Below are 15,281 nucleotides of genomic sequence, written 5' to 3'. Positions count from 1 at the left end.
CGCGGGCGACCACGTGGTCGGCTCTCGTGTACGACCTGTCGCCGGCTCCCGCCGATTCCAACCTAGACCACCATGCGAACCTCCCGCTGCCGCGCCAGTGGCAGGCTCCCCCGCCACGGAAACGGCCGGATCATCCGCACCACCGCGACGCCGTTTCGCCCGAACTGATGGTCCCTCAGTCGGCAAGTCCCCTATCCTCGCGTTCGGGGGGAGGCCAACGGACCGTCATGACCTCCTCCCACCTGCGCATACCGCCGCCGTCACCTCCGTCGACCACGTCGCCGACGTCCTGGGCGAGTCCTTCACCAGCGGTGAGCCCGCGCCCCGGATGCCGCCGCGCTGTCGTCCGGGCGCCTCGCCGAGCTGCTGCGACCACCATGGACTGGAGATTCCGATGCCCGCCCCCGGACCGACGACCAACGCCCCGCCGGTGAACGGGATACCGCCCGGGCGTCCGTTCTCGTGGCGATTCACCACCCCGTTGTTCGTCGGTTCGGCGCTCAACCCGATCAACAGCTCGCTGATCGCCACGGCTCTCGTACCGATCGCCCACGGACTCGGTGTGTCGATCGGGCAGACCGCCGCGCTGGTCACGGCCCTGTACCTGGCCAGCGCGATCGCCCTGCCCACCGCGGGCAAGGCCGCCGAGGTGTTCGGCCCACGACGGGTGTTCCTGGCCGGAATCGGACTCGTCATCGTCGGAGGACTCGTGGGCGGCGCCGCCGACAGCCTTCCGATCCTCCTGATCAGCCGAGTACTGATCGGGTCGGGCACCTCGTGCGCCTATCCGACGGCCATGCTGCTGATCCGCCGCCGCGCCGAGGACGCCGGTCTGGACAAGCCGCCGGGCGGAGTGCTGGGCGGCCTGCAGATCGCCGGCATCGCCACCGCCTCCCTCGGGCTGCCCCTGGGCGGTGTCCTGGTGGCCGCGCTGGGCTGGCGATCCGTGTTCCTCGTCAACGTTCCGGTCGCACTCGTCGCGCTGGTCACGACAGTGGCCTGGGTCCCACCCGACAGCCCACCAGGCAGCCCGTCCGACAGCCCGTCCGGCAGCCCACCGAACCGCAGCCGACGCGCCCGTGACGTCGCGGCCGCCCTCGATGTCGTCGGCATCGCCGGGTTCGCCGCCGCGATGATCGCGCTGCTGCTGTTCCTGTTCGCCCTGCCCGACGCCCACTGGTACCTGCTGGCGATCTCCGCCGTGCTGTGGATCGCCCTGGTGCTGTGGGAGCTGCGAGCCGCCACCCCGTTCCTCGACCTGCGCCTGCTCGCCGGCAACCGGGCCCTGACCAGCACCTATCTTCGCTACGGCCTGGTCCTGGTCTGCGCGTACGTCGTGCTCTACGGCGTCACCCAGTGGGCCCAGAGCGTCCGGGGACTGTCCGAGACCGAAGCCGGACTGCTCCTGTTGCCCATGACGCTGATGTCCGGCCTGGTGATCTCGCTCATCTCCCGGCGCAACACGGTGCGCGGACCGGTCACAGCGGCGGCCCTGGCCTGCCTCGTCGGCTCCGCCGGCGTACTGCTGCTCAGCACCTCGGGCTGGATCGGATGGGTCGTGGTGGTCACGCTCGTCTTCGGCGTCGCCATGGGCACGTCCGGCGCGGGCAACCAGACCGCCCTCTACGAACACGCCCCCACCGAACAACTCGGCACCGCCTCCGGCCTGCTGCGCACCTTCGGCTACCTCGGCTCGATCGCCGCTTCCGCGATCACCGGCATCGTCTTCCGCACCCACGTCTCCGACCGCGGCATGCACCTCGTCGCCTGGATCATGGTCGGCGTCGGCGTCGTCCTGCTCCTGACGACCCTCGCCGACCGCACCCTGCGTACCCGGCCCGCCTCCTGAGCAGGTATCTGCGGGGAGGGCGTCGTCGACCCGGTCACCTGCGAATGTGAACGGGGGAGTGGGGTCGACGCCTCTTTGCTGCGGGGGTGTTTCGTTCCCATGTACATATGCCCGGATCACTGGCGTCGCGCACCAGTCGTACACAGACTCGTATCTGCACGATCGTGCACTCGACTCCCACCCCCAGAAGGTCCCTACCGGCATGTGCACCTCCTCCAGACCCGACGTTCCCCAGGCGCTCCCGCCGCACCTGGTGGGGAGGTGCCGTCCGTGCTCCGGTACGTGACACGCAGGGCGGCGGGCTGGCTCCTGGTGATCGCCATGGCCACCAACGCCACGTACTTCCTCGCCAGTTGGTTCCTCGACCCGCGCTCGAACTTCAAGGAACTGCGTCCGGTCCGCACCGAGGAGCAGATATCCCGGGCCCTGGCCCCCTACAACCTCGACCCGCACGAGCCGCTGCTCCACCGCTGGTGGGACTGGCTGACCAGCGTGGTCCTGCACTTCGACTGGGGCCGCTCCCCGGTCGGGGTCCACGTGAACGGGGAGATCGGCTACCGCTCCCTCGTCAGCGCCGAGCTGGTGAGCGGCGCGACGGTCCTGTCGGTCGTCGTCGGTGTCGCCCTCGCGGTCCACACCGCCTCGCGCCAGTACGGCTGGAGGGACCGGGCCGCCCAGGCCGTCTCCATGGCGCTGTTCAACGTCCCGGTGTCCATCGCCGCCCTTGCCGTGGTGCTGCTGGCCATCTGGCTGAACGAGCAGGCCGGTTGGCACTTCCTGTACGTCGCGGGGGAGAACTCGCCCGGCGTGGAAGGGTTCTGGGCGACGGTCGGTGACCGGCTGCTGCACCTGATCCTGCCGACGCTGACGCTCACCCTGACGGGGTACGTGGGCTACCACCTCACCCAGCGCTCCCTGCTGCTGGACGTCATCGGCTCCGACTTCGTGCGCACCGCCCGGGCCACCGGGCTCACACGTGCCCAGGCGATCCGCCGGCACGCCCTGCGCACCGCCCTGATCCCCACCGCGCAGTCCGTGGCCTTCAGCATCCCGGCCGTCTTCACCGGCGCGGTCCTCACCGAGACGATCTTCGGCTGGAACGGCATGGGCCAGTACTTCATCCAGACCATCGGCAAGAACGACGTGCACGGCACCGTGGCGGTCGCCGCCTTCGCCGCCGCCCTGACCGCGATCGGCGCGATCCTCGCGGACATCGCCACCGTTCTCCTCGACCCGAGAGTGCGGGTGAGCTGAGATGGGCACCCCTGTGAGTCCCGACGGGAGCTCCGAAGGCGCACTCGCCATCGCACCCGCGCGAGCCGCCGATCCGCCGCCCACCGGGCAGGCCGGGCCCACCGTGCACGCCGGGCCTGATGGGCGCGACGGGCGCGACGGGCACTACCTGGGCCGGCGCCGTCTCTACCTGCGGCGCTTCCTGCGCAACCGGATCGCCGTCGCCGGCGTGGTGATCTTCCTGCTGCTCGTGCTGTTCAGCGCGCTCGGCGACCTGTTCACCCCGTACGGCTACGCGGACGCCGACTTCTCGGCACTGACCCAGGCCCCCGGCGCCGAGCACTGGTTCGGCACCAACCAGGGCGGCAACGACGTCTATGCCGCCGCCGTGCACGGCCTCCAGCGCTCGCTGGTGATCGCGGTGAGCGTGTCCGTGCTGACCGTCGCCATCGCCGCGGTCGTGGGCGCGGGCGCGGCCTACTTCGGGGGCCGGGTGGAGAAGGCCACCCTCGCCGTCATCCACTTCCTGCTGATCGTGCCCTCCTTCCTCATCCTCGCCCTGGTCTCGCACCGGCTGGCGGGCGACTGGCGGGTCCTCATCCTCGTGCTGACGGTGTTCGGCTGGATGTCCACCGCGCGCGTGGTCTGGTCGGTGTCCACGTCCCTGCGTGAGCGCGACTACGTGCGCGCCGCGGAGTACATGGGCGTGCGTCCCCTGCGCATCGTGATGCGCCACATCATTCCGAACCTGGGCTCCCTGCTCATCGTCAACCTCACCCTGGGCGTGGTCTCCACCGTGCTCAGCGAGACCGCCCTGTCCATCCTGGGCTTCGGCGTGCAGACCCCGGACGTGTCCCTGGGCACGATGCTCGCCGACGGCGTGGGCACCATCACCAGCGCCCCATGGCTCTTCGCCTTCCCCGCCGGGCTGACCGTCCTGCTCACCGTCTCGATGACCTTCGTCGGCGACGGCCTGCGCGACGCCCTCGACCCCACGTCCACCACCGGCGCGGCAGGAGGCCGACGATGACCCTCGCACCCGCCCGCCGCACCGGGCCCGTGGCCGGGACCACCGAGCCCGCACCCGTCCTGTCCGTACGCGACCTGAGCGTCTCCTTCCCCTCCGAGGCCGGACCGGTGGAGGCCGTGCGCGGCATCGGCTTCGACCTGCTGCCCGGGCGCACCCTGGGCATCGTCGGGGAGTCCGGCTCCGGCAAGTCCGCCACCGCCCTCGCCGTCATGGGCCTGCTGCCGCCCACCGCGCGCCTCGGCGGCCGGATCCTCCTGGGTGGCCGCGACCTGGCGGCGATGGACGACAAGGGCCTCTCCCAGGTGCGCGGCAAGGACATCGGCATGGTCTTCCAGGACCCGATGTCCGCGCTCACGCCCATCTTCAGCGTCGGCCGGCTGCTCTCCCAGGCCCTGCGCGTGCACCGGGAACTGTCGAAGAAGGACGCGTGGGAGCAGGCGGTGGAACTGCTCGACCTGGTCGGCATCCCCGATCCGCGCGAACGCGCCAAGTCGTTCCCGCACGAGTTCTCCGGCGGCATGCGCCAACGCGTCGTCATCGCCCTGGCCATCGCCAACAAGCCCTCGGTCCTCGTCGCCGACGAGCCCACCACGGCGCTCGACGTCACCGTCCAGGCGCAGATCCTCGACGTGCTGCGCCTGGCCCAGCGCGAGACCGGCGCCGGCCTCGTCCTGATCACCCACGACCTGGGCGTGGTGGCGGGCCACGCCGACGAGGTCGCCGTCATGTACGCCGGACGGATCGTCGAGCACGCGAGCGTCGACGAGCTCTTCCGCCGCCCCACGATGCCCTACACCGCCCGGCTGCTGGCCAGCGTCCCCACCGTGGACAGCGGCGTCGAACGGCCCCTGATCCCGGTCGGCGGCGAGCCGCCCTCCCTGGTCGGCCTGCCCGGCGGCTGCCCCTTCGCGCCCCGCTGCGCGGTGGCCCTGGACGTGTGCCGGACCACCGAACCGGACCTGACCGCACCGGACTTGGCCGAGCGGGATCTGACCGCACCGGACCTGACCGAGCGGGACCTGACCGTACCGGACCTGACCGCACCGGGCGGGCAGCACGGCCGCGTCGCCTGCCACCGCGCGCAGGAGATCGCCGACGGAACCCTCGACCCGGCCGGGCGCGCCGATGCCGTGCCACCGTCCCGCGCCGGAGCCCGGACCGCCGGCGAGGTGGTCCTGCGCGTGGAGGACCTGGTCAAGACCTTCCCCGTCACCAAGGGGGCCCTCCTCAAGCGGCGGGTGGGAACCCTGCACGCGGTCAACCACGTCAGCTTCGAACTGCGCGCGGGCGAGACCCTGGGCCTGGTGGGGGAGTCCGGCAGCGGCAAGACCACCACGCTGCGCGAGGTGCTGCGGCTGCGCGCCCCCGAGGGCGGCCGCATCGAAGTGGCCGGCACCGACGTCGCCACGCTGCGGTCGGCGGCCCAGGTGCGCGAGCTGCGGCGCGACGTCCAGATCGTCCTCCAGGACCCGACGGACGCCCTGGACCCCCGCCTGACCGTCTTCGACCTGCTGGCCGAACCGCTCCAGGCCGCCGGTGTCGACCGGACGGCCATCCGGTCCAGGGTCACCCGTCTCCTGGACCTGGTGGGCCTGGACCGCGCCATGGGCGACCGCTTCCCCGCCGCCCTGTCCGGCGGCCAGCGCCAGCGCGTCGGCATCGCCCGCGCCCTGGCCCGCGAGCCGAAACTCCTGGTCCTGGACGAACCGCTGTCCGCGCTGGACGTCTCCGTGCAGGCCGAGATCATCAACCTGCTCGCCCGGCTGAAGCACGAACTGGGCCTGGCGTACCTGGTGGTGGCCCACGACCTGGCCGTGGTGCGCTACGTCTCCGACCGCATCGCGGTGATGTACCTCGGGCACATCGTCGAGTCCGGTGCCACCGAGGAGATCTTCGCCCGGCCCCGGCACCCGTACACCCAGGCCCTGCTGTCGGCGATTCCGGTGCCCGACCCGGAGCGCGAGCGCCACCGCGAGCGCATCGTCCTCGCGGGCGAGCAGCCCAGTGCCACCCGGCTGCCGGAGGGCTGCGTGTTCGTCGACCGCTGCCCGCTGTACCGGGAGGCCGACGAGAGCGTACGGGCCCGCTGCCGCACCGAGCGGCCGGCGACCGTCGCCGCCCCGGACGGCTCCGACCACCAGTACGCCTGCCACGCGGCCTGACACCCGTCCCGTCCCACCCCCGTCCCACCCCCTTCTCGCCGATTCCCACCAAGGACATCCCATGCGTCGAAAGCTCGCCCCGCCCCTCGCGCTCGCCGCGGCCGTCCTGGTCGCCGCCACCGCGTGCTCCTCCTCGACCTCCTCATCGTCGTCCTCCGCCGGTGGATCCTCCGGGCCGAACGCCACGAACGCCGCCAAGGCCGCGTCCTCGGTCACCGACTACAACCCCCAGCCGTACGAGAACATCAAGGACGGCGGCACCTACACCACCGCGGGCACCTTCGACGAGCAGGGCAACCCCTTCAACGTCAACGGCACCCTGAACGCCTCGCGGATCTGGTCCTGGTACAACGCCCACGCCATCACCTACTCGCCCACCGGCGAGGTCCAGTACAACCCGGACTACTACAGCGACGTGAAGGTCTCGGTCGAGGGCGGCGACCAGAAGGTCGTCATCACCCTCAACCCCAAGGCCGTCTTCAACGACGGCACCCCCATCGACTGGCGGGCCATCGAGGCGACCTGGAAGGCCGACAACGGCTCGGACAAGGACTACGCGGCCGCCTCCACCGACGGCTACGACCGCATCACCTCCGTCACCCGGGGCGCCGACGACAAGCAGGCGGTCATCGCCTTCAAGGGCGTCAACGCCGCCTGGTCCGCGCTGTTCACCACCTTCCTGCACCCCCAGGCCGCCACCGTCGACAACTTCAACAAGGCGTACGTCAAGACGGCCCACCCCGAATGGGGCACCGGACCGTACACCGTGGGCACCTGGGACGAGCACTCCGGCAACATCACCTTCGTGCGCAACCCCAACTGGTGGGGCCGGCCGGGCAAGTTGGACAAGCGCGTCTACGTCAACCTGGAGAACACCGCCTCGGTCAACGCCTTCAAGAACGGCGAACTCGACTACGCCCCCGTCGGGACCGCGGAGAACCTCAAGCAGGTGAAGACGGTCAAGGACGCCGAGATCCGCAGCGGCGGCAGCCCCTTCGAGTACGCGCTGTACCTCAATGCCAAGTCCCCGTTCCTCGGTGACGTCCAGGTCCGCAAGGCGGTGCAGGAGAGCATCGACCGTCCGCAGATAGCGAAGATCCGGTTCCAGGGCCTCGACTACACGGAGCCGCTGCCCGGCTCGGCGGTGCTCTACAGCTTCCAGCAGGGCTATCAGGACAACGTCGCCGCTGTCCTGAAGTACGACCCGCAGGAGGCGCGGAAGACCCTGGACGCGGCCGGCTGGAAGCCCGGAGCCGACGGCATCCGCGCCAAGGACGGCAAGCAACTCGAGCTCGGCTACACCATGCTCGGCGACGAGCCCATCGAGAAGGCCATCGCCGGAGCGCTCACCGCGATGCTCAAGGGCGTCGGCGTGAAGGTGAACGTCAACAAGGTCTCCGAGAACGACTTCTCCAAGGTGCTCAGCGACCGCCGCTTCGACCTGTTCATCTCCGGCAACCGCTCGACGGATCCCTTCGGCGCGCGGTACCTGTGCGACTTCTACTGCTCGGACCGTGACTCCAACATCACCGGAACCGGCACTCCCGAGCTGGACAAGGAGATCCGCGCCACCGGCGAGATCGCCGACCTCGGGCAGCAGATCGAGGCCGTCAACAAGGTCGAGCAGAAGGCCCTCCAGCAGTACGCCCTCCTGCCGCTCTACAGCGGTCCCTCCACCTACGGCATCAGGAAGGGCCTCGCCAACGTCGGTGCCGCCATCTTCTACAGCCCGCTGCCCGAGACCATCGGCTGGCAGAAGTAGCACCGGTGTTCCGGCGGCCTCGTCGGGAAGGAGTCGGGAGCGCAACAGCCCCGACGAGGGCCGGCGGATCACCAACGGCCACAGCGCCCTCAGGCTGGAGATCGGCGGCTGGGCCACCGACAGCGGCGCCACGGCTGGCCGCGCTGGGCGGGGCCGGCCCGTCTCGGCCGGAGCGGACGCGGGTCGCATCCGCTCCGGCCGGGGCGGGCGTCAGCTACGGCTTCAGCTCGTAGTAGCGCGCCAGATAGGTGATGATCTGTTCGGTGTAGGGGACCAGCCGCGGGAACCGCGTGGCCACCGCGTCCCGTACGGCGGCGGCGAACTCCTGGTTCGTGGTCGCGTGCTCCTTGACGTACGGCTCCAGTTTCCGGATCAGCTCGTAGTCGCTGGAGACGTTCTCGGCCCGCATCGCCTTCTCGACCGGGGAAGCGCCCTCCGGGACGACGGCCGGGAGCTTGCGGCTGACGAAGGTCACCCGGTGGAACACCCGCCAGCACGGCGGTTTCTTGTCGGACTGCTGTGCCTGGCGCAGGGCCGCGGCGTTGGGGTGGTCGCTTCCGCTGAGCCACAGGGGATCGACGACCTTGCCGTAGAAGTCCTCGAAGTTCTCCTTGTCGGCGTCGAGGTAGAACGTCATGAACCGGTACGCGTCCACCCGCCCCGGGACCTCGACCGGGTTGCCGTTCTCGTCGAAGACAGGGGTGTTCGCGGAGTCGTACCGCTGCATGTCGCCCGCCGGGTCGCAAACCACCTCCAGGCCGAAGGTGCGGGTGGCCTCCCTGGCGCGGGCCCGGGTGCGGTGCAGGGCCCCGCCGACCGAGCCGTCGACCTGGAGGGCCGCACCCACACCGAAGATCTTGACGCCGCCCGAGGCGGAGAAGGAGGTGGAGCCGGTCAGGTCGTACGAGCCCGAGGTGACCTCGGTGACCACGTCCGTGGCCTCCGTCGTCTCGGCGAAGAAACCGCCGTCGGCCGACCACACATAGGTGTTGGCGATGTTGCGCCGGGCGAAGCCTCGGGCGGTCTCGGTGTCCTCGGGAGCCTTGCTCTCCGGCTCCCGCAGGGGGCCGACGAAGTCACCGAGGAGTTTGCGGGCCCTGCCCGCTGTCGGGTCCTCGGCGTGGGTCTCGGTGGAGACCGTGTCGTAGTACGCCCGGAGGCGCTGCTGCTCCTCGGTGATGCGGCGCTTGAGCGCGTACGCCTCCCGGGGCTTGTGATAGCTGTGCTCGCCGTTCGTGGGCGCCCCGTCGTAGTGGGGGTCGGGCACCGGCCTGCCGTTCTCGTCGAAGCCGATCGTCCCGTCCAGGGTCCCCTGCTTGGTGTAGAGCGGGTTGATCGGGAACGGCAGGATGTTCCAGTCCCGGGGGATGTCGGGGTTCGGCAGGATCCGGTACGCGACCAGGGCCTGGTTGTGAGCCAGCCGCAGGGCGAAGAGATCGGCGGTCTCGGACTGCACGAGCGCGTACCCGGTGTTGGCGGGAAGGAAGCGCCGCCCGTTGAAGGTGTTGCCGAGGTGCTCCGGGTCCTCCCAGCCGCCGGACAGACCCACCGAGGTGGCCCGGGTCGTGTTACGGCCCTGGGACACCGTGGTCTCGTCGCCCCAGGCGTTGGAGTACTCCAGACGGCCCCCGCCGGAGAGGCTGACACCTCCCTCCGCGATCGGCTTCGCGGTGCCCATGCCGAGCGGGGCCGTGATGAGCAGGGTGCTGACGTCCACCTCCTTGGCGAGCGAGAAGCCGAACGCCGCGTCCACACTCCGCTCCCGGGCCGAGGAGAGCGTGCTGACCACCTGGTCGGCCTGGGCGAAGGTCACGGAGGACGCGTTGAGGTAGGTGAAGTTCCGGGGATTCTTCGTGGGAACCAGATTTTCCGAGGGAACCGGGGGGGCACCCTCGACGAATCCGATGATCTGCGGGTCGAACTGGACCTGGCCGACCCACTCCGTGAGCAGATCACCGATCTTGTAGCCGGTCACCAGCCGCCAGGAGCCGTCCCGGAGGAAGCCGTAGCAGCGCTTGAGCACCCCGCGGGTGCCGCGGCCGCCGTCCCGCTGGATGTCGGCGTACTCGGTCACCGCCGGGGTCCCGCTGACGGCCCGCGCGTAGCCGGTGGTGACCTTGGAGAAGACGGGCCGCACCTCCACCGTGTCCCCCGAGATGGGCGCCGTGGACAGCACGGGCGAGGGCCGCCGCGCCTCCGGGCCGGACAGCACCAGGTCACAGCCGCGCAGTCCCCGGTCGGCCAGGGTGCCCGCCGCGTCCTCCGTGGAGTCGTCGTCGAAGGGGTAGTACGCGAGCAGGTCCTCCTTCTCGCCCCGCAGCCGGGTGAAGAGATTGTCGAGGATCTGCTCCTCGGAGCGCGCGGTACGCCAGACGCGGACCTCCTCCAGGGTGCCCGTATAGCCCTCGTGCACCTCCTCGCCCGCCCATCGGCCCGCCAGGGTGAACTGCTCGTCGCCGTAGGTCGTCTCCGCCCCGGACGGCGCACCGGCGGCAGGCGGCGCCGAGGGCGTGGGCTGCCCGTCGACGTAGAGCCGGAACACACTGCCCCGGGGGTCCGGGTTCTTCTCCCAGACCACGCCGCGCAGCCGTGCCGGGTGCGAACCCGTGTCGTCGTGGGCGGTGTTGCCCTCGTTCTCCTCGAAGCGCCAGCGGGCGGCGAGCCCCTGGACCCGCGTGGTCGGTTCGGCCCCGAGCTGGGACATCTCGCGGGCCGTGTTCCAGATCCGCACCTCGCTGATGAGCCCGGTGAAGGGCTGGGCCTCCGCGCCTTGCCAGGCGCGGCCGATCTCCAGAGCCCCTTCACCGCCGAGGGGCGCGGCGCCGCGGTGGCGGACGGTGCCCGCGTCCCGGCCGTCGATGCTGAAACGGATGTCGAACCACTCCTCGGTCAGGACCGACTCGACGACATCGACCTTGTGGGTGGCCGGGGTGCCGGAGGAATCCGTGACCGTGATGTCCTTGGTGCCGCGTTGCTCCTGGAGCGACTGGCCCGCCTTGCGCACCACCGCCACACGGTGGAAGACACCGGGAGTGACCGCCTCCGTCGAGGTGTGCCGGACCACGGCCCCGTCGGCGGTCTCCATGGCGAGGACGAGACGCCCTTCGGCGTCGAGCAGCAGCTGATACGGGACGTGCCTGCCCCGGCCGTCGGCGATACGGCCCTTGGAGACCAGGCCCTGCGGCGCGCCGAGCGCCGGGGTCCGGAAGAACACCTCCAGGGTGAGGTCGCGGGAGAGATTCAGCGCCTCCGTGTGCGGGGCCTCCAGGGACGCGTCACCGTCGAACGACAGGGCCCACGACTGCTCGAAGGCGGCGGCGACATGGGTCCACCTGCCGTCCGGCACGGTGGCCCGGCTGGTCACGAAGCGGTCGCCGACCCCGGCGACCAGCGGCCTGCCGCCGTCCGGTGCCGCCGCGCCCAGGGCGAGGGTGTACCTCGACCCGGGCACCTGGGCGTGCACCAGACGCGCGAACCCGCCGGGGCCGGGCTGCACCCACGCCTCCAGGGTGAGGTCATCGGCCGCGCGGACCGCGCCGTGCCGCTCCCCGGGCAGCGAGGGCGGCCGCGAGACCTCGGTGAAGGACAGGGCGCGCCCCGGGATGTCACCCCACCAGCGGGTGGGCCGGGCGTCGGCCAGGTCGGCCGCGGTGCCGTCGGGCACCTCGGCCACCGGCCCGGCCAGGGCGGCCGTCACCAGCCGCGAGCCGTGGCGGGCGGTGGCGCCTGGCCGGGTGTGCCGGACGAGCGAGGGATCGTACGAGACGAGGTGCACCGGTGTGCCGGGGGCCACCCAGATGTCGTCCTCGTCGGCCGAGAGCATCAGCTCGGTGGCGTCCCCGGCGGCTTCCCGCTCCAGGACGCGTACCCGCCCGCCGAGGCTCAGCAGGGCCCCGGCGGGGAGTGCCCGCCCGGCTGGCTCCTCCAGGGTGAGCAGATCGTCCCAGAGCTCCGCGACCTCGCCGAGCAGGGCGGGCTCGTCACGTGCGCCGTTGAGGGTCCTGACGATCAGATCGGCGCGGCGAGGCATCAGCGGCCAGGTCTCCCTCTCGCCGCCGGACGCGGCGCCGCCGTCCCGCAGGGTCACGGTGCAGCGGCCGGGGTGCCCGCTCTCCGTCACCTCGACGGTGACGTCCTTGAGGTCGGTGCCGGGGTCGCGGGCGGTCAGCAGGATGCCGCTCCCGGTACCGGCCGGGAGCCGTTTGGCGGACCGGGCTACGCCGGTGTCGTAGTACGCGGCGGTGAAGTAGCCCTCCTCGTCGCGGAAGTACAGGCCCACATGGCCGGAACCGCTCTCCAGCAGCGAGGGGGCGGCCGTGGCCCGGGCGAAGGTGAGCAGCGCCCCGGACCAGCCCAGTCCGAGCCGGTCCCGGCCGAGCTGCGGCATGGGCAGGCTCAACGCGCTGCGGCCGCGAAGCCCGCCGGTGAGCCTGCCCAGCTCGGCCTGCCGGGCCTCCAACTCCCCTTCCAGGCCGGTGATCGCCACGTCGAAGACGCCGCGCTCGTCGCGTACCCGCTCGGCCTGCCGGACGCGCTCCTCCAGGGCGGTGACGGCATCGCGGGCGTCGGCCAGGGGCTTCTCCAGGCCGGTGGGGGCGTGGACGGGGACGGAGACGAGTGGCGTCCCGGTGTGCGGCTTGCCTTCCACCGAACCGTAGGGCGTCCATGCCGCGTCGCCCCGGTCGCTCGCGAGGTAGCAGCGCCCGTCGCCGACGAGCACGATCTGCTTGGCGATCCCGTACGGCCGCAGCCAGTAGTTGAAGTCCGCGACGAACGTGGGTGTGAACCACTCGTCGTCATAGCTCCAGGTGCGCAGATTGCTCCAGCGCAGCGCGGTGGTGCCCCGGGCGGTGTAGTGGAGCCGCAGTTTCGTCCGCAGGTTGACGTAGGAGAGGTGTTTGCCGGAGCGCGAGACGTTGACGATCCACAGGGCGCGCTCGTCCTCCGGGTCGTCGGTGAAGGAGATCCCCGGGGTGCCCGCCGTGTCCTTCGTGACCGCCAGATACACCGACTCCGCTGTGGTGGTGCCGCTTGCGGCGACCCCGGCGGGGAACTTGAGCAGGCGCATCCGTGTGTCGAGGTAGGTGTGGTCGTCGGTGAGCTGGGCGGTCTTCTGCTGCTGGGCGGTGAGCTCCTGCTGGAGCGCCGGGAGCCGGGCCGCGTCCGCCTCGGCGGCGGCACGGGCGTCGACTGCGCTCTGCAGCCGCCGCTTGAGCGTGTCGACCGCCTCCTCCACGACGGTGATCTCCTTCGGGTCCACCGCCTCCACCGCCTCGCCGAGGAGCGGCAGTTCGACCGCGTCCGGGAGCTGGACGAGGCGGCCGTCGCGGGCGACGGCGAGATCGAGCGCGGCCACACAGCCAGGGCCGCCGTCACCGCCGCCGTCCGGGGCCGCCACCCAGGTCAGCAACACCCGGGCGTGCTTCTTGAGCGGCCTGGGCTCGGCCGAGTGGCCGGTGACCGCCCGCTCCTGTTGGTGGTACAGCACCGCCGCGAGTCCGGAGCCGACCGTGCGGCCCGGCACCGAGAAACTCTCCCTGCGCACCCCCGGGTGGTCGCCGATCGGCGCCCCGGAGGTGATCCAGCGGGGCCCGCCGTGCAGGGTGCCGTGGGCGGCCGAGTCCGTCTGGTCGTACAGCTCGGTGCCGGAACCGGCGTCGAACCGGTAGTAGGCGGTGAGCCCCGACTCGTCGCCGATGAGCCGGTACGAGCGGTCCCGCTCCAGCTCGTCGGCGCCCCGGGCACGGTCCCAGATCCGGATCTCGTCGATGACGCCGGTGAAGAACGAGCCCACCACGCCGTCCTCGCCGGCCCTCGCCCCGATCAGCAGCCGGTCCCCGCCGGGGCCGACCGGCGGCAGCTCGGCCCCGTCACCGCGGGACCCGTCGACGTACAGCACGGCCGTGGTCCCGTCGTGGACCACGGCGATGTGTGTGTACGAGCCCTCGACGGGCACCGGGACCGAGGAGACGGCCTCGGTCCCGCCACCGGCGTGGCCGAGCCGCAGGAATCCCTCGTCGTCGATGCGCAGCACGATCCCGCCCGCCACGACGGTGCCGCCGGTGGCGGCGGGGCTGAGCCACATCTCCAGGGTGTAGGGCCCGCTCCCCGGCGGCGGCGTGGTGGCCGGGACACTGAGGTACGCGCCGGTCCCGTCGAACTCCAGCGCGGTCTCGGCGAAGCCCTCCGTCGTGGCGACCGGCACGAGCCCGGCCCCGGTGAAGGGGCACAGCCCGGGGCCGCGTTCGAGGACGGCCTTGCGGTACACCGGGTCCGGGCTGGTGTAAAAGCGGGTGCCCTCCGTGTCGAACAGGCCGTCCGCGCCCTGCTCGACGTTGAGCGCGTCGATCCGGCCGGTACGGTCGTTGTGGACGAAGAACTGCCAGCGGCGCACGTCGTGCACGGCGGTCGGCAGCAACAACGCGGTGAAGCGCCCGCCGTTGATGCGTCCGGCGAAACCGAGCTCCAGCGTGGGCTCGTGGAAGTCGTTGCCGTCCATGTCCCGGGTGCCGAGGCTGTCCTTGGCCGAGTCCGGCAGGGTGCGGTGGCGGCTGCGCCGGTAGCGCACCTCGGGCGCGGGGCGCAGCCGCCCGCCCACCAGCAGGAACCGGTCGCACAGCAGGGCATCGCGCACCACGGGGACCGCCGAGCCGGTCGCCGGGGCGCGGACGGTGTCGTCCCGTGCCGCGCCGCCGGAGCAGCCGCCGCCGGTCAGATGGAAGAGCGCGTCCTCGTGCCCGTCCCCGACCGACTGGCGGAAGACATGGACATGTTTGCCGTCGGAGACCGCCTGGAAGGGGACGTCGGCGGTCAGCCGGGCGGTGGAGGACAGGAAGCCGTCCACCTCGTCCGCGCCGAGGACCTCGGCGGCACCGGCCTCGGTCCGGGAGCCCGCCTTGACCCGGGGCAGCGCCAGCGCGCCCGTGACGCCGTATCCCGCGCGCGCGATCTCGCGCGGGAAGCTCAGCTCCGCGGGTTCCTCCGGCCAGTACGCGACATCGAGCCCGGCCTCCGCGGCGTGCTCCTGCCCGTCGGGCGCGTCCTGGGCGCGGTCGGGGTCGAGGACGCTGTAGAAGATGCGGCGGGTGTCGTCCATGGCGAACGCCACGGTCGTTCCCTGGTGACGCACCATCGTGGTGTGCAGGTACCGCCGGTCGTTGTAGATCTTTGTGCGGGAGCTGTCGGACGGCATCCAAACCCCTGTCTCGGCTGCCAAGAGATGGCCGGGTGCGGTGCCGGGTGCGG

At 71.6% G+C, this 15,281-nt stretch carries 6 protein-coding genes; 5 read left to right on the top strand and 1 reads right to left on the bottom strand.

Going from position 1 to position 15,281, the window contains the following annotated elements; all coding sequences use genetic code 11:
- Positions 1-394: 394 nt before the first annotated feature.
- From ABT015_RS11800 to ABT015_RS11780, 5 genes are all read left to right on the top strand, one after another.
- Positions 395-1,849 carry an MFS transporter gene (locus tag ABT015_RS11800; protein WP_350878617.1) on the top strand — a complete coding sequence of 485 codons (1,455 nt, stop codon included), beginning with the start codon at positions 395-397 and terminating at the stop codon, positions 1,847-1,849.
- 270 nt (positions 1,850-2,119) lie between these two features.
- The gene (locus ABT015_RS11795) at positions 2,120-3,103 is read left to right on the top strand and encodes an ABC transporter permease (RefSeq protein WP_350878616.1); all 984 of its coding nucleotides are present in this window, start codon (positions 2,120-2,122) and stop codon (positions 3,101-3,103) included.
- Positions 3,104-3,251: 148 nt separating this feature from the next.
- The gene (locus ABT015_RS11790) at positions 3,252-4,112 is read left to right on the top strand and encodes an ABC transporter permease (protein ID WP_502897291.1); all 861 of its coding nucleotides are present in this window, start codon (positions 3,252-3,254) and stop codon (positions 4,110-4,112) included.
- The gene (locus tag ABT015_RS11785) at positions 4,109-6,274 is read left to right on the top strand and encodes a dipeptide ABC transporter ATP-binding protein (protein WP_350878613.1); all 2,166 of its coding nucleotides are present in this window, start codon (positions 4,109-4,111) and stop codon (positions 6,272-6,274) included. The genes ABT015_RS11790 and ABT015_RS11785 overlap by 4 nt, the downstream gene beginning before the upstream one ends.
- 61 nt (positions 6,275-6,335) lie before the next feature.
- Positions 6,336-8,036 carry an ABC transporter family substrate-binding protein gene (locus tag ABT015_RS11780; RefSeq protein ID WP_350878611.1) on the top strand — a complete coding sequence of 567 codons (1,701 nt, stop codon included), beginning with the start codon at positions 6,336-6,338 and terminating at the stop codon, positions 8,034-8,036.
- Positions 8,037-8,250: 214 nt separating this feature from the next.
- Here the strand turns inward: ABT015_RS11780 and ABT015_RS11775 are convergent, their stop codons facing one another.
- Positions 8,251-15,228 (bottom strand): LamG-like jellyroll fold domain-containing protein, encoded by a 6,978-nt coding sequence (locus ABT015_RS11775; protein ID WP_350878609.1) that lies wholly within the window; start codon positions 15,226-15,228, stop codon positions 8,251-8,253.
- Positions 15,229-15,281 lie beyond the last annotated feature (53 nt).

Origin of the sequence: Kitasatospora sp. NPDC094016, assembly GCF_040304045.1 — a bacterium.
In the GTDB taxonomy this organism is placed as follows: domain Bacteria; phylum Actinomycetota; class Actinomycetes; order Streptomycetales; family Streptomycetaceae; genus Kitasatospora.
The sequence above is the reverse complement of the archived record's forward strand: the minus strand, read 5'-3'. Positions and strand labels throughout refer to the sequence as shown.